27 protein-coding genes are annotated in these 21,003 nt (G+C 68.9%); 21 read left to right on the top strand and 6 right to left on the bottom strand.

The window, feature by feature from the left end; translation table 11 throughout:
• Positions 1-23 precede the first annotated feature (23 nt).
• The 3 genes from rpsR (at position 24) to dnaB (ending at position 2,679) form a co-directional block, all read left to right on the top strand.
• Positions 24-287 (top strand): 30S ribosomal protein S18, encoded by a 264-nt coding sequence (rpsR, locus tag ABH923_RS10890; RefSeq protein WP_018189012.1) that lies wholly within the window; start codon positions 24-26, stop codon positions 285-287.
• A gap of 14 nt (positions 288-301) precedes the next feature.
• The gene (rplI, locus tag ABH923_RS10885; protein WP_370055389.1) at positions 302-754 is read left to right on the top strand and encodes a 50S ribosomal protein L9; all 453 of its coding nucleotides are present in this window, start codon (positions 302-304) and stop codon (positions 752-754) included.
• A 551-nt stretch (positions 755-1,305) separates the two neighbouring features.
• Positions 1,306-2,679: a replicative DNA helicase gene (dnaB, locus tag ABH923_RS10880; RefSeq protein WP_370055388.1), complete on the top strand. Its 1,374-nt coding sequence runs from the start codon at positions 1,306-1,308 to the stop codon at positions 2,677-2,679.
• A gap of 80 nt (positions 2,680-2,759) precedes the next feature.
• On the opposite strand, the gene ABH923_RS10875 is transcribed toward dnaB, so the two are convergent.
• Positions 2,760-3,503, bottom strand: coding sequence for a hypothetical protein (locus ABH923_RS10875; RefSeq protein WP_370055387.1), 744 nt, complete (start codon positions 3,501-3,503; stop codon positions 2,760-2,762).
• Positions 3,504-3,851: 348 nt separating this feature from the next.
• Positions 3,852-4,139, bottom strand: a complete 288-nt coding sequence (locus tag ABH923_RS10870; protein ID WP_370055386.1) for a hypothetical protein — start codon at positions 4,137-4,139, stop codon at positions 3,852-3,854.
• A gap of 112 nt (positions 4,140-4,251) precedes the next feature.
• Here ABH923_RS10870 and ABH923_RS10865 point away from each other — a divergent pair, with 112 nt between their 5' ends.
• Together ABH923_RS10865 and ABH923_RS10860 are read left to right on the top strand one after the other, a co-directional pair.
• Positions 4,252-4,947 carry a TetR/AcrR family transcriptional regulator gene (locus tag ABH923_RS10865; protein ID WP_370055385.1) on the top strand — a complete coding sequence of 232 codons (696 nt, stop codon included), beginning with the start codon at positions 4,252-4,254 and terminating at the stop codon, positions 4,945-4,947.
• On the top strand, positions 4,944-5,852 hold the full coding sequence (locus tag ABH923_RS10860; RefSeq protein WP_370055384.1) for an alpha/beta fold hydrolase: 909 nt from the start codon (positions 4,944-4,946) through the stop codon (positions 5,850-5,852). Before ABH923_RS10865 ends, ABH923_RS10860 begins: the two co-directional genes overlap by 4 nt.
• Here ABH923_RS10860 and ABH923_RS10855 read toward each other — a convergent pair.
• The gene (locus ABH923_RS10855) at positions 5,776-6,651 is read right to left on the bottom strand and encodes a type II CAAX prenyl endopeptidase Rce1 family protein (protein WP_370055383.1); all 876 of its coding nucleotides are present in this window, start codon (positions 6,649-6,651) and stop codon (positions 5,776-5,778) included. The genes ABH923_RS10860 and ABH923_RS10855 overlap by 77 nt on opposite strands.
• Positions 6,652-6,716: 65 nt before the next feature.
• On the opposite strand from ABH923_RS10855, the gene ABH923_RS10850 reads away from it, so the two are divergent.
• Together ABH923_RS10850 and ABH923_RS10845 are read left to right on the top strand one after the other, a co-directional pair.
• Positions 6,717-6,974, top strand: a complete 258-nt coding sequence (locus ABH923_RS10850; RefSeq protein WP_370055382.1) for a DUF4287 domain-containing protein — start codon at positions 6,717-6,719, stop codon at positions 6,972-6,974.
• A gap of 108 nt (positions 6,975-7,082) precedes the next feature.
• Positions 7,083-7,589, top strand: a complete 507-nt coding sequence (locus ABH923_RS10845; RefSeq protein ID WP_370055381.1) for a hypothetical protein — start codon at positions 7,083-7,085, stop codon at positions 7,587-7,589.
• Between the two features lie 24 nt (positions 7,590-7,613).
• On the opposite strand, the gene ABH923_RS10840 is transcribed toward ABH923_RS10845, so the two are convergent.
• Entirely contained in the window at positions 7,614-8,312 is a 699-nt protein-coding gene (locus ABH923_RS10840) for a Pr6Pr family membrane protein (protein WP_370055380.1), read from the bottom strand.
• Positions 8,313-8,476: 164 nt separating this feature from the next.
• Here ABH923_RS10840 and ABH923_RS10835 point away from each other — a divergent pair, with 164 nt between their 5' ends.
• Positions 8,477-9,010 carry a DUF308 domain-containing protein gene (locus ABH923_RS10835; RefSeq protein ID WP_370055379.1) on the top strand — a complete coding sequence of 178 codons (534 nt, stop codon included), beginning with the start codon at positions 8,477-8,479 and terminating at the stop codon, positions 9,008-9,010.
• Positions 9,007-9,366: a hypothetical protein gene (locus ABH923_RS10830; RefSeq protein WP_370055378.1), complete on the top strand. Its 360-nt coding sequence runs from the start codon at positions 9,007-9,009 to the stop codon at positions 9,364-9,366. Before ABH923_RS10835 ends, ABH923_RS10830 begins: the two co-directional genes overlap by 4 nt.
• A 27-nt stretch (positions 9,367-9,393) precedes the next feature.
• Here ABH923_RS10830 and purB read toward each other — a convergent pair whose 3' ends face one another.
• Both purB and ABH923_RS10820 read right to left on the bottom strand, forming a co-directional pair.
• Entirely contained in the window at positions 9,394-10,773 is a 1,380-nt protein-coding gene (gene purB / locus ABH923_RS10825; protein WP_370055376.1) for an adenylosuccinate lyase, read from the bottom strand.
• A 61-nt stretch (positions 10,774-10,834) separates the two neighbouring features.
• A complete protein-coding gene (locus ABH923_RS10820) occupies positions 10,835-11,224 on the bottom strand; it encodes a phage holin family protein (protein WP_370055375.1) in 390 nt (129 codons plus the stop codon).
• Positions 11,225-11,284: 60 nt separating this feature from the next.
• Here ABH923_RS10820 and ABH923_RS10815 point away from each other — a divergent pair, with 60 nt between their 5' ends.
• From ABH923_RS10815 to rpsN, 12 genes are all read left to right on the top strand, one after another.
• Complete coding sequence (locus tag ABH923_RS10815; RefSeq protein ID WP_370055374.1) at positions 11,285-11,776, top strand: hypothetical protein; 492 nt, start codon at positions 11,285-11,287, stop codon at positions 11,774-11,776.
• 45 nt (positions 11,777-11,821) lie between these two features.
• Positions 11,822-12,931, top strand: coding sequence for a histidinol-phosphate transaminase (locus tag ABH923_RS10810; RefSeq protein ID WP_370055373.1), 1,110 nt, complete (start codon positions 11,822-11,824; stop codon positions 12,929-12,931).
• A gap of 4 nt (positions 12,932-12,935) precedes the next feature.
• Positions 12,936-14,075 (top strand): thiamine pyrophosphate-dependent dehydrogenase E1 component subunit alpha, encoded by a 1,140-nt coding sequence (locus ABH923_RS10805; RefSeq protein ID WP_370055372.1) that lies wholly within the window; start codon positions 12,936-12,938, stop codon positions 14,073-14,075.
• A 311-nt stretch (positions 14,076-14,386) separates the two neighbouring features.
• Positions 14,387-15,352, top strand: a complete 966-nt coding sequence (locus ABH923_RS10800) for an alpha-ketoacid dehydrogenase subunit beta (RefSeq protein WP_370057340.1) — start codon at positions 14,387-14,389, stop codon at positions 15,350-15,352.
• A gap of 26 nt (positions 15,353-15,378) precedes the next feature.
• Complete coding sequence (locus ABH923_RS10795; protein WP_370055371.1) at positions 15,379-16,773, top strand: dihydrolipoamide acetyltransferase family protein; 1,395 nt, start codon at positions 15,379-15,381, stop codon at positions 16,771-16,773.
• A gap of 146 nt (positions 16,774-16,919) precedes the next feature.
• A complete protein-coding gene (locus ABH923_RS10790) occupies positions 16,920-17,819 on the top strand; it encodes a metal ABC transporter solute-binding protein, Zn/Mn family (RefSeq protein ID WP_370055370.1) in 900 nt (299 codons plus the stop codon).
• Positions 17,816-18,676 (top strand): metal ABC transporter ATP-binding protein, encoded by an 861-nt coding sequence (locus tag ABH923_RS10785; RefSeq protein WP_370055369.1) that lies wholly within the window; start codon positions 17,816-17,818, stop codon positions 18,674-18,676. The genes ABH923_RS10790 and ABH923_RS10785 overlap by 4 nt, the downstream gene beginning before the upstream one ends.
• A complete protein-coding gene (locus ABH923_RS10780) occupies positions 18,673-19,530 on the top strand; it encodes a metal ABC transporter permease (protein WP_370055368.1) in 858 nt (285 codons plus the stop codon). The genes ABH923_RS10785 and ABH923_RS10780 overlap by 4 nt, the downstream gene beginning before the upstream one ends.
• A gap of 9 nt (positions 19,531-19,539) precedes the next feature.
• Positions 19,540-19,935, top strand: a complete 396-nt coding sequence (locus ABH923_RS10775; RefSeq protein ID WP_370055367.1) for a Fur family transcriptional regulator — start codon at positions 19,540-19,542, stop codon at positions 19,933-19,935.
• 180 nt (positions 19,936-20,115) lie between these two features.
• Positions 20,116-20,352, top strand: coding sequence for a 50S ribosomal protein L28 (gene rpmB, locus ABH923_RS10770; RefSeq protein WP_018188988.1), 237 nt, complete (start codon positions 20,116-20,118; stop codon positions 20,350-20,352).
• Entirely contained in the window at positions 20,352-20,519 is a 168-nt protein-coding gene (gene rpmG / locus ABH923_RS10765) for a 50S ribosomal protein L33 (RefSeq protein ID WP_090039571.1), read from the top strand. The genes rpmB and rpmG overlap by 1 nt, the downstream gene beginning before the upstream one ends.
• A 2-nt stretch (positions 20,520-20,521) precedes the next feature.
• Positions 20,522-20,827, top strand: a complete 306-nt coding sequence (rpsN, locus tag ABH923_RS10760) for a 30S ribosomal protein S14 (RefSeq protein ID WP_370055366.1) — start codon at positions 20,522-20,524, stop codon at positions 20,825-20,827.
• The last annotated feature ends 176 nt before the right edge of the window (positions 20,828-21,003 follow it).

Below are 21,003 nucleotides of genomic sequence, written 5' to 3'. Positions count from 1 at the left end.
CAGGCGAGAAAGCAAAGGAAATCATGGCTGGAAAGTCGAGCGGCGACCGCCGCAAGCCGATCCGCAAGGGCAAGGACGGGAAGAACGCCGCACCGGCGAAGTCCGTCCGCGTTGGCGTCATTGACTACAAGGACGTCGCCACCCTGCGGAAGTTCATCTCCGAGCGTGGAAAGATCCGCGCCCGCCGCATCACCGGTGTCTCCGTGCAGGAGCAGCGCCTCATCGCCCGCGCAGTCAAGAACGCGCGCGAGATGGCACTCCTCCCCTACGCCGGCTCTGGCCGTTAAGGAGTAGGGACAGAATGTCGAAGGTTATTCTCACGCACGAGGTCACCGGCCTCGGCTCCGCCGGTGACGTCGTCGACGTCAAGAACGGCTACGCACGCAACTACCTCGTCCCCCAGGGCTTCGCCATCGTGTGGAGCCGTGGTGGCGAGAAGCAGGTCGATCAGATCAAGGCGGCCCGCGCCGCTCGCGAGCTGCACACGATCGAGGCCGCCCAGGACCTCAAGGCGAAGCTCGAGGCGACCCGCGTCAAGCTGGTCGTCAAGGCCGGCCGCGAGGGCCGTCTGTTCGGCTCCGTGAAGACGGGCGACGTCGCCGACGCGGTCAAGGCCGCGGGCATCGGCGAGCTCGACAAGCGCAAGATCGAGCTCCCCAACCCCATCAAGGTGACCGGTGACCACGAGGCCACCGTCCGCCTGCACGACGACCTCTCGGCCGTCATCGCACTGCAGGTGGTCGCCGCCAAGTAGCGGACGAAACCTCATAGTGTAGCGGCGGGCGAGAGCCCGCCGCTACACCTCGTTAAGCGGAGTTTTCCCCGGCTCCATCCACAGTGCACAGGCCTCGCCGGACAGCGTCGACCACAGGCCGCAGGGAACTTTTTACACACAGCCTGTGGAAACAAAAACCCCTGATCAAACCCGCGTTTCATCGCAAAGATTTTTGGTTTTCCACAGCGTATCCCACACCTTCTGCACAGCCGCGTCGGCGTTTCGCCCAGATTATCCCCAGAGTTATCCACAGGTGGAGTTGTGGGCGCGTCGAGCGGTTCGTAGGGTGGAACGACGTCGACGGAAGACCGCCGAGGATCGGCTCGCAGAAGGCTGCGGGACGTTGTCGGTGGCCGTCCGTAGTCTGCGAGCGGACGCGCTTCGGCGCGGCCACTCCGGCACGGTCGCGACGGCTGTGCGGGGGCGGCCGTGCTCGGCGTGCCCGCGTGCCGTCCGGACGTGGGCGGCGCAGGCTTGAGGGGGGAGCATCGACCGGTGCGCGCCCGATGCAGGAGAACTGAGGAGAGCACGTGTCGATCGCCCATATCGGTCTCGCCGACAGCCGCGAGCCGGGCGAGGCCCGCTCCCCCGAGCGCACCCCTCCTCACGACCTCCTCGCCGAGCAGAGCGCCCTCGGCGGCATGCTGCTCAGCAAGGACGCCGTCGCCGACGTCGTCGAGGTCGTGCGCGGCACGGACTTCTACATCCCGAAGCACGAGATCATCTACGACGCGATCCTCTCGCTGTACTCGCACGGCGAGCCGACCGACGTCATCACCGTCACCGACGAGCTGACCAAGCTGGGCGAGCTGTCCCGGGCCGGCGGCGCCGAGTACCTCCACACGCTCACGAGCCTCGTCCCCACGGCCGCGAACGCCGGCTACTACGCCAACATCGTCACCGAGAAGGCGCTGCTGCGCCGCCTCGTGGAGGCCGGCACGCGCATCACGCAGATGGGCTACAAGGCGGAGGGCGAGGTCCTCGACCTCGTCAACAACGCGCAGGCCGAGATCTACTCGGTCACCGGCCACCAGGAGGTCGAGGACTACGTCCCGCTCACCGAGGCCGTGACGGTCGCCATCGACGAGATCGAGGCGGCCAAGCACAAGGACGGCTCGATGACCGGCGTGCCGACCGGCTTCGCCGAGCTCGACGAGCTGACCAACGGCCTCCACCCCGGCCAGATGGTCATCGTCGCCGCCCGACCCGCCCTCGGAAAGTCGACGCTCGCGCTCGACTTCGCGCGCGCCGCCGCCATCAAGCACGACATGCCGACCATCTTCTTCTCGCTCGAGATGGGTCGAAGCGAGATCGCGATGCGCCTCCTCTCCGCCGAGGCCACGGTCCCGCTGCAGCACATGCGCAAGGGCACCGTCGACAACCGCGACTGGACGACCATCGCCTCCACACGCGGCCGCATCAACGACGCCCCGCTCTACATCGACGACAGCCCGAACATGACGCTGGTCGAGATCCGCGCCAAGTGCCGTCGCCTCAAACAGCGCGTCGGCCTCAAGATGGTGATCATCGACTACCTCCAGCTCATGACGAGCGGCAAGCGCGTCGAGAGCCGCCAGCAGGAGGTCAGCGAGTTCTCCCGTGCGCTGAAGCTGCTCGCCAAGGAGCTGCAGGTCCCCGTGATCGCGCTGTCCCAGCTGAACCGTGGCCCGGAGCAGCGCGCCGACAAGCTCCCCGCCCTCAGCGACCTCCGCGAGTCGGGCTCGATCGAGCAGGACGCGGACGTCGTCATCCTCCTCCACCGCGAATCCGCCTACGAGAAGGACAACCCCCGCGCGGGCGAGGCCGACCTGATCGTCGCCAAGCACCGCAACGGGCCGACGAAGACCGTCACGGTGGCGTTCCAGGGCATGTACTCGCGGTTCGCGGACATGGCGCCGATGTGATCGGCGTGTCGACCGCCAACATAGATTGTCTTTCCGCCGCGTAGATTGTTCGAGCTGGGCCGGGATGGGGTAACGCCGGTCTAGGTTTTGCCCGCAAGCCGATCCCGGATTGCGTCCCACCGCGGGTCGGTCCCATCACCTCGAAGGCCGTGCGCCCCGGTGAAGTACTGCCAGCACACGCCCGCAAGAGCAGGCGCATCCAGCATCGGAGTCACCGCCGCGATCGCCTCGGTCAACGCTCGCCGGGTCCGATCCAGTTCGACGGTGAAATCACTGAGCCGCGGCTCCCACCCTTTCTTCGCAACCGGTTCAGCCGCCCCGAGAGCGATGTACGCGTAGCCGCGGTCGTTCATCGCGAAGTAGACGGTGTCCGACGAGAGATCGCCGAAGTCGAGCGCCCACAGAACGGGGGTCCGTTCCGCGTTCCATTCGGGGATCATCGCCTCCACGAGGTAATTCGTTGCGTGTCTGACTGGCTCGACTAGGCCGCATGAGAAGCCATCCGCGTCGCTGCCCACCCAGAAGTCCCATCCGGGGTCGTCCACTGAAAGGGAGTAGGTCCAACCGTGCTCGTTGCGGAACCTCGACATTGGCTGCTCTAAGAACTCTTTGGAACGGATGACGGAGAGGGCGGCCCGCAAGCCATCTTTCCTACCGGCGAGCTTCGCTGGCTTGTCCTCCTCGTTCAGGACCGCGTCGAGTTCCATCCCGGTGCGCGCGTTCGAACGGGCGAGCACTCGCACCGCGTCCACGTAGTTGGTTCTTGCTTCGAACTGCGACCGCTTCACCGCTTCCAGCATCCGCTCGCGATCCCTGATCTTCATCGTGCGCCTCCCGTGACTAACCAGGTTTACGCTCCGGGGTTCGCTTGCGCCATATCGGGAAGACGACGGGCGCCGAGCCGACGAGCGCCCGTCGTAGCCGGCACGGAGCGAACCGCGTTTCACACTGCCGCAGACAACTCGGCGTGACCACCTCAACTAAGCCCCGTCAGCCTTCACGCGGTCCACTAGGGGATCCTCTAGAGGGCCGGCTTGCACGTTGCGGCGCGCGGACAATCTATTTGGCGGCGATCTCGGACAGCCTGTTGGCGAAAGCCGCTTGAGGGTCACTGATTGGGACAACCTGCCGGCGGTGCCGACAGGTGGTGGTTCCGCCGTGGTGGTGCTGGTCTACATCTCGATGACTTCGCCCACCTCGACGCTGCCCCCGTAGGAGAGGCCGGGGCATCCTTCGGCCAGTGCGGTCGCCGCAGTCAGGTCGGCTGCGTCGACAAGCGCGTAGCCGGACAGGGCGTTGGCTCCGGCGGACGTTCCGAGCAGCGTGGTCGCCCCGACGCGGCTACCCATGTCGGTCACCGCCGAGTCGAGCTTCTGGAACCAAGCGCCCCAAGCAGCGACCTCCTCCTCGGTGGCGTTCACGGCGGGGTCGTTGCGGAAAGCAAAAATGAAAGCAGACATGATGGGCTCCTTCTGAATTCTGGTCGACCTTAGATGTCGACTCAGCAGTACGACGTGAGAGCGCGGCCAAAATCGACACGTCAGAGCACATGGTTCTGTTACGATACGGGACGTGTCGTATCCAATCAGTGACCTTCCGCGCCCGACCGGACGCCCCCGCGATCATGCCCGCGAGGCGGAGCTGCTCGCTATCGCGTACGACGTGCTGCTCGAACGCGGGTACGAGGGTGTGACCTTCGAGGAGGTCGCCCGCCGGGCGCGGGCCTCCAAACCCACGCTGTACCGGCGGTGGAAGAGCAAGCGCGAGCTGGTCGTGGCCGCATTGAAGGCCGGCCCCGCGCGGCGCGACGACGCCGGTCCGATCGACACCGGGAGCCTGCGCGGCGACCTGCTGGCGCTGACCCGGCGGCTGCGCACGACGATCGAGTCGACCGATGGGCACGCGGCGCTCGCTTTGTTGCAATCGGGGTTCGAGGACCCGACGCTCGGGGATGCGATCGAGGAGACCATCGGGCCGACGGGCGGCCGGCTTCCGCACGAGGTCATCCAGGCGGCCGTCTCCCGCGGTGAGCTCGCCGACGGCGCCGACCCCTTCGCGTACGAGGAGGTCACCGGATCGGTGCTCCTCCTTCGCCGGCTCACTGGACTCACAACGATCGACGACTACCTCGAGCAGCTGGTCGACGCGATCCTGATCCCCGCGCTTCAGTCCAGCGCCTCCCTGTCCGCGCTGCGCGAACCGGGCATCTTCTCGAACCGCGCCCAGCCCGCGCAGCGCACCACCGAAGACGAAGGACCACACGCATGATGACCTCGACCGACCCGTTCACCATCCGCGGCTTCTCGTACGAGCGTCTGGCCGCCGCCGGCGGCGTGCGTCTGAACGTCGCGATCGGCGGCAATGGACCGGCCGTCGTGCTCCTGCACGGCTTCCCGCAGACTCACTACATGTGGCGGGAGGTCGCGACGCGCCTGGCGAGCACCCACACCGTCATCGTCCCGGACCTGCGAGGGTACGGCGCGAGCGACAAACCCGCCGAGACGGGACCGGACACCTACTCGAAGCGGACGATGGGTGAGGACGTCGCTCGCATCGCGGCGGGCCTCGGGCACGAGCGGTTCGGGTTGATCGGCCACGACAGGGGCGCTCTCGTCGGGGTGCGCGCCGCGCTCGATCACCCGGACGCGGTGGAGTACCTCGGGATCCTGGACGTGCTCCCCACGCTGGACACCTGGGAGGTGCTGCACGGCGTCGACGCGAAGGTCGCCTGGCACCTGTACCTGATGGCGCAGCCCGCCGGACTCCCCGAGCGGATGATCGCGGCCGTGGCCGAGGAATTCTTCGCCTCGTTCCTCGACGCCTGGGACGCCGACGGGTCGACCTTCAGTCCGGACGTCCGCCGCCACTACATCGAGAGCTCCATGCGGGCGGTCGACTCGATCGTCGCGGACTACCGCGCCAGCGCGGGAATCGATGTGGAGCAGGATCGCGTCGACCGGGAGGGCGGACGAAAGCTCGCGATGCCGGTCGGGGTGATCTCCCAGGACTGGGGCTCACAACTCGGCTTCGACCCGATCGCCATCTGGGGCGCGTGGTCGTCCGACCTGACCTACGAACCGATCGCGGCGGGCCATTTCATGGCGGAGGAGAAGCCGGAGGATGTGACCCGCTTCGTGCGGACGCTCGCCGCACGCTCCTCGACGCCGAGCTGATCCGACGCGTGGTGCTCTGAGCGACTCCGCCGCGGATGAAGATGAGCAGGATGAGCCCCGTGACGATGACAGCCGGGTTCCCGAGCCCGGCGAAGGCCGCTACCGCGCCGTGGGTCGGATAGAGGGTGGAGAGGAAGATCGACGGGTCGGTCGACGCGTGCAGGAGGATCGGCCAGACCAGGTTGCCGGTGACGCGCAGCGCCAGGTACATGAGGACGCCGAACGCGAAGGTGTAGACCAGCTGGAGCGCGGTGGCGAACACCGACTGGCCCGTCAGGAGGTTGCCCGCGTGGAGGGCGGCGAAGAGGGCGGCCGAGACGGAGGCCACGGCGATCTCGCGGTAGCCGTGCTTGCGCATCAGGGTCACGACGAAGCCACGGGTCAACGTCTCTTCGGCGAAACCGATGCACAGTCCGGCGACCAGCCAGGCGACGACCACGCCCGCTCCGGCCTTGGCGTAGTCCACGGCGGCGAAACGCAGGATGTTGAAGAGCAGGACGACGGCGACCGCGATCCACATCCAGCCACGACCGCGGATCGGTTGAGGGCCGAACAGCTCGCGCAACCAGCCGAGCGACCAGGCGAAGGCGACCAGCACGAGACCGCCGAAGGCGATCGGGATGACCGTGAAGAGCCAGATCGTGGCCGCGGGCCCGGGCCTGGCCGGGAAGAGCGGAGCGAACAGCAGCGGGACGCCCTGGTAGACGACGAAGTAGGCGACGACGACGAGCAGCGAGCGCCACCAGCCGCCTTTCTCCCAGAAGCGCCGCCAGGGTGAGGACGTCTCGTGTTCGGACATGCCTCGAACCTATTGGGGCGGGAGGCACCCGGTCGAGACCGCACTCCCAGCGCTAGACTCCCCGCATGTCCCAGCACCGCGTCGTCGCTCCCGTGATCGCACCCGGCGAGAAGGTCATGGGGCCGCCGTCGTACTTCCCGAGCATCGAGAAGAACTACGGGCGGCCGGTCCAGGAGTGGCTGGACCTCGTGGTCGAGCGACTGGATGGCGGGGCCACGCACATGGAGGCCGTCGGCTGGCTGAAGTCCGAGTACGGGATGGGGCACGGGCACGCCAACGCCCTCGTCGGCTACGCCAAGGGCAAGCTGGCCGAGCAGGCGTGACCGGCTCGCCGGCGCTGGGCCACTCGAAAGCGGACGCATAGCGTTCTCCGAGCGCGGATCATCCTCAGGGAGGACGCGCGGCCCCGCCCGGCGGAGTCGAATGGGAGAGTGAACACCATCCTCATCCCGTTGCTGCAGGGCGCAGGCGCCGTCGCCCTCGCGGTGGTGTCGTTCGCGCTCGCGTTCACCTGGCCCTCCCTGATCGAACCGATCGTGCGGTTGCGGTCCGAGCGCGGGCGGCTGGCCGGCTTCGCCGCGGTCGGCGCCCTGCTCCTGCTCGCGGCGAGCATCGTCTACGTCGTGCCCGGCGTCCTGCTGAGCGACGACTTCGGCGCGGTCGTGGTGGCGCCGCTCGCCGTCACCTGGATCATCCTGGCCGCGGCGCTCGGCTTCCGCTCGCTCTTCCAGACCGGTATTGCGCGCGTCGTCTCGGCGACGTTCTCGATCGTGACCGTCTTCGGGGCCGCGGCCGGCGTGCTCATCGCGCTGAGCTGGCACCACCCGATCAGCTCCACCGTCCTGCCGACCGGAGCGTTCGTCCTCGTCGTCGGAGCCATCGCCGGGATCGTCGCCTGGGCCCGACCGGACGGTGACGACCTCCCCGTCGTCGCCTAGCTCCCGACCCGCCGCGTCACGCGGTCAGGCCGTCGCGGAGTCGCCCGGGAGGGTTCGGCCGGCCCGCCAGCGCCGGGACACCCAGACCACGCCGTAGCCCGCGCACAGGATCACGGAGGCGATCAGCACGACGTAGAACGCGACAGACAGGTAACCGTTCGGCGATGTCTGAGGGTTCAGGAAGGGATACGGATACCACGGCTGCTTCCCGGTGACGGGGTCGGCCGCGAACGGGCCGCGCAGCAGCGTGTAGCCGGCCCAGACGATCGGGAACGCCGCTATCCCCCACACCGTGCGGCGGCGCAGCGGGATCCGGCCGGGCGCGAGCAGCCAGTCCAGCACCAGATACAGCGGCGCCACGACATGCAGCACCTCGTTCGACCAGGGGACGGTCGTGCCCTGCGGGAGCGGGATGTTCCGCAGCAGGAGGTTGTAGACGACCCCGGTGGTCAGCATGTAGGTGACGACGGCGGCGCGCAGCCCGGCGAACCAGAAGGGATCGTCGGCGCGACCGGTCAGCAGCAGGACAGCGCCGATCCCGAGGACGACGACCGAGGCGACGTTGGACTCGATGGTGAAGAAGCTGAAGAAGTTCACGACGAAGCCGGCGACGTTCCCGCCCTTGTCCGCGATCAGCCGGACACTGGTCGCGAACTGGGCGACGATCGCTGCGAGCACGAGCAGCGCGACGAGCGCGCGGAGCACCCCGAAACCGATCCGCATCCCGCGATCGTAGCGGCGACGGGAGGCTGTCGCGCGGCAAACGCGCAGGTAGCCCGCGACTAGACTGAGACCGAATCCTGACTGAGAGAGGTCGCCGAGTGGCACCCGCCGTTCCCCAGAATCAGGGCGATCCGAACTCGAGCCGTTATTGGGTCGTCCCCGCCGTGCGCGCGATCGTCGCGCTCGCCGCGGCCGCCGTCATCACCTTCACCCGCGACGCGCACACTCCGCAGTTCGGACTCATCGTCTTCGGCGTCTTCGCGGTGGCCGACGGACTCGCGACGAGCGTCCTCAGCCTCCTGTTCGCCCCGAAGGGCCTCAGCAGGACCCTCTTCGCCGTGCAGGGCTGCATCGGCATCCTCGCCGGAGTGTTCGCCATCGCCCTCAACACCAGCGGGATGGGCCTCTACCTCTACGTCGTGACCGTGTGGGCGGCGCTCACCGGCATCCTCGAGCTCTACAGCGGCGTGCGCGAGCGCCGGAACGACGCGGCCGCGCGTGACTGGCTCATCACCGGAGCGCTCACCGCGATCCTGGCCCTGGTGCTCGTCTTCGTGCCGGCCGACGCCGTGCTCGCCATCGGCCTGTTCGGGGCCTGGGCGGTGATCGTCGGCGTCTTCCAGGGCATCGGCGCGGCCTCCCTGCGATCGGCGGCCCGCTCCGCCGCGGCTGCCCGCCGGACGGAGAGCGGAACGTGACCAAGCGCGACAAGAAAGACCCCAGCGTGACCAACAGCCTCCAGCCGACCCGCCGCGACCGCTTCCTGCCCGCCGAGCTGCTCGGCATCTCCGCGGGACTCGGCGTCTTCGTCGGACTCATCGTCCTGATCGCGACGCGCGAGTTCATCCTCGCCGCCGTCGCGCTCGGGATCGCGTTCATCCTGTCGCTCGTGCTGATGGCGCTGTTCGCCCTCGCGTTCAAGCCGACCGCGGCCGAGGTGGAGGACATCCACGAGCAGGACGTGGAGGCCGAGGAGAAGGCCGCTGGCCACGGCGACGCCGCGAAGCCGGGCACCCCGAACGACGGCGACGACCGGGAGCCCCGCGGGCACTGAGCTCCGCGGCGCCCGGCGCCTGCGGCGTCAGAGCCGGTCGACCAGCTCCGACGCCAGCCCCACATACCCGGCGGGCGTGAGCGCCAGCAGGCGGTTCTTCGCCGCCTGGCCGATCTCGAGCCCGTCGACGAATGCCGTGAGCGCCTCGTGGTCGACGCGCTTGCCGCGGGTCAGCTCCTTGAGCAGCGCGTACGGGTCGGAGATCGTGGAGCGGCCGGCGGTGACCTCCGCTCGGATCACGGTCTGGATGGCCTCCGCCAGCACCTCCCAGTTGAGGTCGAGGTCGGTCGCCAGCGCTGCGCGGTCGAGCGAGATCTGGGCGAGGCCGCGCTGGATGTTGTCGAGCGCCAGAAGCGAGTGGCCGAGGCCCACGCCGATGTTGCGCTGCGTGGTCGAGTCGGTGAGGTCGCGCTGGAGGCGGCTGGTCACCAGCGTCGAGGCGAGCGAGTCGAGGACGGCGCTGGAGAGCTCGAGGTTGGCCTCCGCGTTCTCGAAGCGGATCGGGTTGACCTTGTGCGGCATGGTCGAGGAGCCGGTCGCGCCGGGCTCCGGGGTCTGCCGGAAGTAGCCGAGCGAGATGTACGTCCAGACGTCCGTGCACAGGTTGTGCAGGACGCGGTTGGCGTGCGAGATGCGGGAGTACAGCTCCGCCTGCCAGTCGTGCGACTCGATCTGCGTGGTGAGCGGGTTCCAGTCGAGGCCGAGGCTCTCCACGAACTCCTGCGAGATGCGGGGCCAGTCGGCGTCGGGGTCCGCGACGAGGTGCGCCGCGAAGGTGCCGGTCGCGCCGCTGAACTTGCCCAGGTACTCGGTGGCCTCCACCTGCGTGCGGATACGGTCGAGGCGGTGCACGAAGACGGCGAGCTCCTTGCCCATCGTCGTCGGCGTCGCGGGCTGGCCGTGCGTGCGGGCGAGCATGGCGTCGTCGCGGTACTGCACCGCCTGCGCGCGCAGCTCGCCGATGACGGCGCGGAACGCGGGCAACCACACCTGGGCGACGGCGGCGCTGACCGTGAGCGCGTAGGAGAGGTTGTTGATGTCCTCGCTGGTCGCGGCGAAGTGCGTGAGCTCGGCGATGTGGTCGAGGCCGAGGGCGTGCAGGCGCTCGCGCACCAGGTACTCGACGGCCTTCACGTCGTGCTTGGTGGTGGCCTCCAGCTCGGCGAGCCGGTCGATCTCGGGCTGGCCGAACTCGTCGGCGAGGGCGCGCAGCTGGCCGACCTGCTCGTCGGTGAGCGGGGAGGAGCCGAACATCCGGTGGCCCGTCAGGTAGATGAGCCACTCCACCTCGACCTGCACGCGCGCCCGGTTGAGGCCCGCCTCCGACAGGTGGTCGCCGAGGCCGAGCACCGCGGACCGGTAGCGGCCGTCCAGGGGGCTGAGCGGCTGGGGAGGCAGGGCGGTCATGAGGCTCCTCGCGGAATCGGCGTGGTGGGATCGCCTCTATTCTCCCGCACTCGCGAGGGGCTCAGCGCTCGCGAGTGAATGGCCGGAAGATCAGGCCGATCAGCCAGGAGATGATCCCGAGCACCAGGGCGCCGAGGACGCCCCACCAGAAGCCGGCGACGTGGAGGCCGAACCCCATCAGGCCGCTGATCCACGACACCAGGAGCAGCAGCAGTCCGTTCACGATGAACGAGATGAGCCCCAGCGTGAGGATGTAGATCGGGAAGGCCACGATGCGGATCGCCGTGCCGACGATCGCGTTGACCACGCCGAAGATGAGCGCGACGAGCAGGTAGGTCAGGACGGTCGCCGTGGTGCCGGGGGCGTAGGGGACGACGGTGATGCCGCTGACGATGAGAGTCGTCAGCCACAGGGCCACCGCGTTGATGATCACCTTGAGCAGGAATCGCATGGGCACATCCTCCCAAACGGGAGGCGCGGGGGACAGGGGCTCGCCGCTAGAGTCGCGAGCGTGCCCAGTAGAGATGGCCTTGCGGTGCCGGAGCCTTTCCCGGCTCAACGCGAGAAGAAGGTGTACCCGCCGCTGCAGTGGTGGCCGCTGCGGGTGATGAATCCGTGGCACAAGTTCGCGTTCATCGTGGTGCTGGAGGCGGCGGTGAGGGCGGTTTCTCAACTCACTGCGCTCGGGATCCCGCAGACGGCGATCACGGTGGTCAACGACATCGTCTGGCCGGTCGCGGTCATCGCGCTTGCACGCTCGTTCCGTGGTGACGGCGAGCCCGTGCAGCCACCGAGACCGTGGTGGCGCTTGACCGCCCGACCGAGGATCGGGTGGTTCATCGGCGGCTTCTATGTCCTCGGGGAACTCTGGGCATTCTTCCTCCCGGTGCGCGTCGATCACTACCTCGTGACGGCGGTCAGTGTGGTCTGCGGGCTGTTCCTCGGCGCCGCTTTCCTCAACTCCTCCATCCGCCTCACCATCCTGCGTCGTCGCCTCCAATAAAGAGGAATGCTCCCGCGGGTATGCGCCCGCGACTAAGTTGGGTCTGTGACTGACGAAGACGCGCTTGGCGTTCGGCTGCGGCCCGAGATCGTGGCGGTCCCCGCCTACAAGCAGGGGCGGCCCGCGCCGGCGGACGGGTTCAAGCTGTCCAGCAACGAGAACCCCTACCCCCCGCTCCCCTCCGTCGTGGAGGCCGTGGCCGGCACCCTGGCCGAGCTCAACCGATACCCGAACGCGGGCGGCGCCGACCTCCGGGAGCGGCTTGCCGAGCGGCACGGCGTGGAGGTCGACCAGGTCCACCTCGGCAGCGGGTCGGTCGCGCTGCTCGCGCAGCTCATCTCCGCCGCCGCGGGCACGGGCGACGAGGTCGTCTACTCGTGGCGGTCGTTCGAGGCCTACCCGGGCCTGGTCACCGTCGCGGGCGCGACCAGCGTCCAGGTACCGAACCGGGCGGACGGCGGGCACGACCTCCCGGCGATGGCCGCGGCGATCACGGACCGCACGCGCGTCGTCATCGTCTGCACGCCCAACAACCCGACAGGCCCGGTCGTCTCGGCCGCCGAGTTCGAGGCGTTCATGGCCTCCGTGCCGCGCGACCTCCTGGTGCTGCTCGACGAGGCCTACTACGAGTTCGTCACCGACGACGCCTCCGTGGACGGCATCCCGCTGCTCCCCCGCTACCCGAACCTCGTGGTGCTGCGCACGTTCTCGAAGGCCTACGGTCTCGCCGCGCTGCGGATCGGCTATGCGGTCGGCCCGGCGGCGGTGCTGAACGCGGCGCGGTCGGCGGCCATCCCGCTGTCCGTGACCGATGCGTCCCGGGTCGCGGCGCTCGCCTCGATCGAGGCGGAGGACGAGCTCATGGAGCGTGTGGCGCGCATCGCGATGCGCCGCGACAAGCTGCGCAACGCCCTGATCGACCAGGGCTGGAACGTCCCGGAGGCCAACGGCAACTTCGTCTGGCTGGTCACCGGCGAGGAGACCGCCGCTGCCAACGACGCGTTCTTCGACGCGGGGCTCACCGTGCGGGCGTTCCCGCCGGAGGGCATCCGGATCAGCATCGGCGAGCAGGAATCTGTGGAGAAACTCCTGCAGGTCACCGCCGATCTTGTGCGGAACCTACCAAATGGGCACCCCGGCAAGCGGTTAGGTTAGAACGGTGGCTGCGACGAACGATACCCCGCGCCCGGCGAACACCGTCCAGCTGCTGACCGCAGACGGCCGGTTCCAGCCGAGCGACCCGGCCGGAGAGTACCTCCCCTACCTCGAGCGACTCGGGGAGGAGGACTACCGCACCTTCTACCGCGACATGGTCCGCGTCCGGGCGGTCGACAACGAAGGTGCCAACCTCCAGCGCCAGGGCCAGCTCGGCCTGTGGGTGCCGAGCCGCGGCCAGGAGGGCGCCCAGGTGGGCTCCGCCCGCGCGGCCAAGCCGCAGGACAACCTCTTCCCGTCGTACCGGGAGCACGTTGTCGGCATGATCCGCGGCATCGACCCGGTCGGCATCATGGGCCTGCTGCGCGGCACCACCCACGGCGGCTGGGACCCGACGGACCCGGCGATCCACGGCTTCCACCTCTACACGCTCGTGATCGGCTCGCACACGTTGCACGCCACCGGCTACGCGATGGGCGTCAAGCTCGACGGCAAGGTCGGCACCGGCGACCCGGGCGTGGACGAGGCGGTGATCGCCTACTTCGGCGACGGCGCGACCAGCCAGGGCGACGTCAGCGAGGCGTTCGTCTTCGCGGCCAGCTACCAGACGCCCCAGGTGTTCTTCCTGCAGAACAACCACTGGGCCATCTCGGTGCCGGTGAAGACACAGTCGCGCACCCCGCTCTACCTGCGCTCGAGCGGCTTCGGCATCCCGGGCGTGCAGCTCGACGGCAACGACGTGCTCGCCGCCTACGCGGTGACCGCGAAGCACCTCGACGACGCCCGCAACGGCGAGGGCCCGAGCATGATCGAGGCGCTCACCTACCGGATGGGCGCGCACACGTCGAGTGACGACCCGACCAAGTACCGCACCGACGAAGAGGTGGCGTACTGGGCGGAGCGCGACCCGATCCTGCGGTTCAGGGCGTTCCTGGAGAACCAGGGCGTCGGCCAGGCGTTCTTCGACACGGCGCAGGAGGAGGCGGCCGACCTGGCCGCCGACGTCCGCCGGCGCACGCTCGCCCTCGAGGTTCCGCCCATCGAGAGCATGTTCGACAACGTCTACAGTGAGCCGCATCCCGTGATGGACGAGCAGCGACGCTGGCTGCAGGAGTACGAAGCGTCGTTCGGAGGTGACGCATGAGCGACCTGAGAGGCGAGACCGGATACGTGGAGGCCGAGCTGGTGGAGGACGAGACGCCGCAGCGCGACGAGCCGTTCGACGACACGCAGGCCATCGACGTGGTGGAGATCGTGGAGAGCGAGCCCGGTTCGCTCGTGCTCGAGGAGCACGTGGCCGAGCAGGAGTGGACGCGCGAGTTCGTGGTCGAGAACGAGAAGGTGCCGGAGCAGGCTGAAGCGATCGACACGGAGTCGGAGGTCGGTGAGCCGCAGGAGACCGCGGCGGCCGAGGCAGAGGCCCCCGCCGAGCCGGCCGGCCCGCGCATCCAGTCGATGCCGATGGTGAAGGCGCTCAACGCCGGCCTCCGGCGCGCGCTCGCCGAGGACCCGAAGGTCCTGCTCATGGGCGAGGACATCGGTCCGCTCGGCGGCGTGTTCCGCGTCACCGAGGGCCTGCAGGCCGAGTTCGGCGCGAAGCGAGTTCTCGACACCCCGCTCGCGGAGGCGGGCATCATCGGCTCGGCTATCGGCCTGGCGATGCGCGGCTACCGCCCGGTGGTGGAGATCCAGTTCAACGGCTTCGTGTTCCCCGGCTTCGACCAGATCACGACGCAGCTCGCCAAGCTGACCAACCGGCACAGCGGTGCGGTCTCGATGCCCGTCGTCATCCGCATCCCGCACGGTGGCCACATCGGCGCGGTCGAGCACCACCAGGAGTCGCCGGAAGCGTACTTCGCGCACACCGCCGGCCTGCGGATCGTCGCGCCGTCGACGCCGAACGACGCGTACTGGATGATCCAGGAGGCCATCGCCTCCGACGACCCGGTGATCTTCTTCGAGCCGATGAGCCGCTACTGGCCGAAGGGCGACGTCGACACCGAGGAGAACCCGGTGCCGCTGCACTCCAGCCGCGTCGTGCGCACCGGCACAGACGCGACGATCGTGGCGTGGGCGGGCATGGTCCCGGTCGCGCTGCGCGCCGCCGAGGTCGCCGCCGAGGAGGGTCGCAGCCTGGAGGTCGTCGACCTGCGCTCGCTCGCGCCCATCGACTACGCACCCGTGCTGCAGTCCGTGCAGAAGACCGGCCGGCTCATCGTGGCGCAGGAGGCGCCCGGCACCGTGTCCGTCGCCTCGGAGGTCGCCGCGGTGGTCGCCGAGAAGGCCTTCTACTCGCTGGAGTCGCCCGTGCTCCGCGTCGCCGGCTTCGACACCCCCTTCCCGCCGGCCAAGCTGGAGGGCGTCTACCTGCCCGACGCCGACCGGATCCTCGAAGCCGTCGACCGCGCGCTCGCGTACTGAGCTCCGCCGAACGAAAGAAGCCGTACATGAGCGAGTCCCAGTTCCTGCTGCCCGACGTCGGCGAGGGTCTGACCGAGGCGGAGATCGTCTCGTGGAAGGTCGCGCCCGGTGAGCCTGTCGCGGTCAACCAGGTGATCGTGGAGATCGAGACGGCGAAGTCGCTCGTGGAGCTGCCGTCGCCGTTCGAGGGGACCGTCGCCGAGCTGCTCGTGTCCGAGGGCCAGACCGTGGAGGTCGGAACGCCGATCATCACCGTCACCGGCAGCGAGTCCGCGCCCGCCGCTCCGGCCGAGCCGGTCGGCGAGGTCGAGGAGGCCGAGGCCGACGCCGCGCAGAGCGTCTCGCACGAGGTGGACGAACCGAAGCCGGGCGCCGTGCTCGTCGGGTACGGTGCGGCCGGCCACGGGACCAGCCGCCGGCGCCGGGTGACGCACCCGGGCACCGCCGCCATCCCGGTGACGTTCACGCCGGCGCCTGCCGCGCCCGCGCCGTCGCGGGCTGCTGCGCCTGCCGCCGCCTCCGCTCCGTCCGCCCCGGCCGGCGCCTCCCCCATCGGCAGCGCGCCCGTGATCGCCAAGCCGCCGATCCGCAAGCTGGCGAAGGACCTCGGCGTCGACCTCGCGCTGGTCACCCCGACCGGGCCGATCGGCGACATCACCCGGGAGGACGTGCTCCGCGAGGCGACCCAGGCGAGCGTGTTCCGCAACATCCAGACGCCCGCGTGGCCGGACGACCGCGAGGACCGCATCCCCGTCAAGGGCGTGCGCAAGGCGATCGCCAACGCGATGACCACCAGCGCCTTCAGCGCCCCGCACGTCAGCCTGTTCGTCGACATCGACGCTACGCGCACGATGGAGTTCGTCAAACGCCTCAAGACGTCGCCCGACTTCGTCGGGGTCAAGGTGTCGCCGCTGCTCATCGTGGCGAAGGCGATCATCTGGGCCGTGCGCCGCAACCCGACCGTGAACTCCACGTGGACCGACGAGGAGATCATCGTCCGGCACTACGTGAACCTCGGCATCGCCGCTGCGACGCCGCGCGGCCTGATCGTCCCGAACGTCAAGGAGGCGCAGGAGATGACGCTGCTCGAGCTCGCCAAGGCGCTCGAGGAGCTGACGCTGATCGCCCGCGAGGGTAAGACTCCCCCGGCGGACATGGCGGGCGGCACGATCACCATCACGAACATCGGTGTGTTCGGGATGGACACCGGAACGCCCATCCTGAACCCGGGCGAGGTCGGCATCGTCGCGCTCGGCACGATCAAGCAGAAGCCGTGGGTCGTGGACGGCGAGGTGCGCCCGCGCTACGTCACGACCGTGGGCGCCTCGTTCGACCACCGCGTGGTGGACGGGGATGTCGCCTCGCGGTTCCTTGCCGACGTGGCCTCCATCATCGAGGAGCCCGCGCTGCTGCTGGACTGAGCCCTGCACATTCGTGCCGAATGTGGCGTTTGGCCGCGCTATTCGCGACATTCGGCACGAATCTGCGCGGGCGGCTTAGTGATTTTGACAATCGTTCTCAATTAGGGATACATTCGTGGGGACAACCACGAATTAGACAGGTCCCTATGTTGAAGCGCTCCGTCTTCACCCTCGCCCTCGCCGCCGCGACCGTCGCCGCCCTCACCGGGTGCTCGGCCGGCTCCGCCGCCGACGACGGAAAGGTCCGCGTCGTCGCCAGCACCAACGTCTACGGCGACATCGCCTCCACCATCGCCGGGAACGCCGTCGAGGTGACCGCCCTGATGTCCGACCCCGCCCAGGACCCGCACTCGTTCGAGGCGAGCGCCCAGAGCCAGCTCGCCGTGTCGAAGGCCGACATCCTCATCGAGAACGGCGGCGGCTACGACGACTTCATGAACACACTCCGCACCGGCTCGAAGAACACGAAGGCGACGGTGCTGAACGTGGTCGACCTCTCGGGCAAGAAGGCCGAGGGCGGTGACCTCAACGAGCACGTCTGGTACGACTTCCCGACCATCCAGAAGTTCACGACCGCCCTGACCGACGCGCTCTCGAAGGCCGACCCGGCGCAGAAGGCGACCTTCGCGAAGAACGCCGCGACTTTCTCCGGCAAGCTGGCCGCCCTCCAGGCCCGGGAGGCCGAGCTGAAGTCGAAGTACGCGGGAGAAGGGGTCGCGATCACGGAGCCCGTCCCGCTCTACCTGCTGGAGTCCGCCGGGCTCGTGAACAAGACGCCCGAGAAGTTCAGTGCCGCCATCGAGGCGGGCACCGACGTGTCCCCGCTCGTGCTGCAGCAGACGCTCGCGCTGTTCGGCGGCCACACGGTGAGACTGCTCGCCTACAACGAGCAGACCAGCGGGCCGGAGACCGACCGCGTGCGGGCGGCGGCCACGGCGGCGGGAATCCCCGTCGTCCCCGTCACCGAGACCCTGCCGAAGGGCAAGGACTACGTGAGCTGGATGAACGCCAACCTCGACGCCGTGGGAGCGGCGCTGGCGAAGTGAGCGAGCCGATCGAACGCGTGGCCGCGCCGGCGGAACGCGATGTCGTGCTCAGCCTGCGCGACGCCGCCCTCGGCTTCGGGGACCGCACGCTGTGGAGCGGGCTCGACCTCGACGTGCACGCCGGCGAGTTCGTCGCCGTGCTCGGGCCGAACGGCTCGGGCAAGACCAGCCTGCTCAAGACGATCCTCGGCCAGCAGTCGCTGGACTCCGGGAGCATCGTGCTCGACGGCCACGCCGTGCGGCGCGGCGATCGGCGCATCGGGTACATCCCGCAGCAGAAGCTCATCCCCGCCGGCACTCCGATGCGCGCCCGCGACCTCGTCGCGCTCGGCGTGAACGGGCACCGCTGGGGCCTCCCGATCCCGAACCGCGCGGACCGCGCGCAGGTGGACCGGCTCATCGACTCGGTCGGGGCGCGCCGCTACGCGGACACCCCGGTCGGATCGCTGTCCGGCGGCGAGCAGCAGCGGCTCCGCGTCGCGCAGGCGCTCGCCGGGGACCCGGCCCTGCTGCTGTGCGACGAGCCGCTGCTGTCGCTCGACCTCCAGCACCAGCGCGGGGTCAGCGAGCTCATCGACCGGCGCCGGCGCGACCACGGGAGCGCGGTGGTCTTCGTCACGCACGACGTGAACCCGGTGCTCGGGATGGTCGACCGCGTGCTCTACCTGGCCGGCGGCCGCTTCCGCACCGGAACCCCCGACGAGGTGCTGCGCAGCGAGGTGCTCACCGACCTGTACGGCACGCCCGTGGATGTCATCCGGAGCCGCGGCCGCATCGTGGTCGTCGGCATCCCGGACGCCGAGACCCACGAGCACCACGACCACACCCGCACCTCGCACCCGGAGCCGGCCGCATGAACGATCTCTGGTCGCAGCTCTTCAACTTCACCGACTACGGCGAGCTGCTCGCGCTGGTGCGCAACTCGATCTTCGCGGGCGCGGTGCTCGGCGTCGTCGGCGGCCTGATCGGCGTCTTCGTGATGCAGCGCGACATGGCGTTCGCCGTGCACGGGATCAGCGAGCTCTCGTTCGCCGGAGCGGCCGTCGCGCTGCTGTTCGGCGTGAACGTCGTCGCCGGGTCGCTGGTCGGATCGCTGATCGCCGCCATCCTGATCGGCCTCCTCGGCGCGAAGGCGCGGGACCGCAACTCGATCATCGCGGTGCTGATGCCCTTCGGGCTGGGACTCGGGATCCTCGCCCTGGCGCTGTATCCCGGCCGCAGCGCCAACAAGTTCGGCCTGCTGACCGGCCAGATCGTGTCGGTCGACGACCCGCAGCTCGGATCGCTGCTCGTCATCGGCGCGCTGGTGCTGATCGGCCTCCTGCTGATGTGGCGCCCGCTCATGTTCGACAGCCTGGACGCCGACGTCGCCGCCTCCCGCGGCGTCCCGACCCGCTTCGTCGCGCTCGCCTTCATGGTGCTGCTCGGCCTCGCGGTCGCCGTGTCGGTGCAGATCGTCGGTGCGCTCCTCGTACTGTCGCTGCTCGTGACGCCCGCGGCCGCGGCGATGCGCATCTCATCGTCGCCGCTGCTGGTGCCGCTGCTGAGCGTGGGCTTCGCCCTCCTCTCGATCGTGGGGGGCATCCTGCTGGCGCTCGGCAGCTCCCTGCCGATCAGCCCGTACGTAACGACGATCTCCTTCCTGATCTACGTGGTCTGCCGGCTCGTGGGCGCCCGGGGTTCCCGGCGACTCGTGAGCCAGAGAGGCTAGCCTGGAACAGTGAAGCGCAACACCTGGCAGCGGGAGGCCGTCCGAGAGGCCCTGTCCTCGACGGAAGGCTTCATCAGCGCGCAGGGGCTCCACCTGACGCTGCACGAGACAGGCTCCCCGATCGGCCTGGCGACCGTCTACCGCGCGCTCGCCGACCTGGCGGCGGAAGGCGACGCGGACTCGCTGCAGTCGCCGGAGGGCGAGAGCCTCTATCGTGCGTGCACGACGGGGCACCACCACCACCTGATCTGCCGCAAGTGCGGGCTGACGGTGGAGATCGAAGCCGACGAGGTCGAGCAGTGGGCGCGTGCTGCGGCGGCGTCGCACGGGTTCACGCAGGCGCAGCATGTGGTGGACGTGTTCGGGTTGTGCGCAGGGTGCACGGCGAAGGCCGCCGGCGAGTAGATCGCACCGCGATTTGGCCGCATCTACCCGCATGCCGTAGCATAGATGTTTGGCTGAGTGGGCTCCTCCCACTCCGTTAGCCGTGTACGAAACCCCACAACGAGAATGCGTGGGAAGTCGTGCGCCGACAAGTGACCTTGGGTGGTGCCGGAAGGCATCACGGTATTGGAGAAGAAAGCAATGGCAGCAGTGTGCCAGGTGACTGGAGCCGTTCCCGGCTTCGGTCACAACATCTCGCACTCGCACCGTCGCACGAAGCGCCGGTTCGACCCGAACATCCAGAAGAAGACGTACTACGTCCCGTCTCTTCGTCGTAACGTCACCCTGACGCTGAGCGCCAAGGGTATCAAGGTCATCGACGCCCGCGGCATCGAGTCCGTGGTCAAGGACCTCCTGGCCCGTGGGGAGAAGATCTAATGGCGAAGCAGCAGGACATCCGTCCGATCATCAAGCTCCGTTCGACGGCGGGCACCGGTTACACCTACGTGACCAAGAAGAACCGTCGCAACGACCCCGACCGCCTCGTGCTCAAGAAGTACGACCCTGTCGTGCGCAAGCACGTCGACTTCCGAGAGGAGCGCTAAACATGGCCAAGACGTCCAAGATCGCCAAGAACGAGCAGCGTAAGGTCATCGTCGAGCGCTGGGCCGCGAAGCGTGCCGAGCTGAAGAAGGCGCTCGTCGACCCGAACGGCACCGACGAGTCCCGCGAGGCCGCCCGCCTGGGCCTCCAGAAGCTCCCCCGTGACGCCTCCCCCATCCGCGTGCGCAACCGCGACGCGGTGGACGGCCGTCCCCGTGGAAACCTCAGCAAGTTCGGCATCTCGCGTGTCCGCTTCCGCGACATGGCGCACCGAGGCGAGCTGCCCGGCATCACCAAGTCGAGCTGGTAACTCCCAGCGTCGGCTGCTGAGAAGCAGCGAACGACACCCTTTGGAGGGGCGTCCGGCATCCGCCGGGCGCCCCTTCGTCGTCCCCGGGGCTGGACACGCCCTGTCAACAGGCGAAAAATCCGCGAGAATCCGCGTAATTCCGCGGGATTCTGATACATTCGAGGCGGTCAACCGAC

The organism is Leifsonia sp. EB41 (assembly GCF_041262565.1).
Classification (GTDB): domain Bacteria; phylum Actinomycetota; class Actinomycetes; order Actinomycetales; family Microbacteriaceae; genus Leifsonia.
The sequence above is the reverse complement of the archived record's forward strand: the minus strand, read 5'-3'. Positions and strand labels throughout refer to the sequence as shown.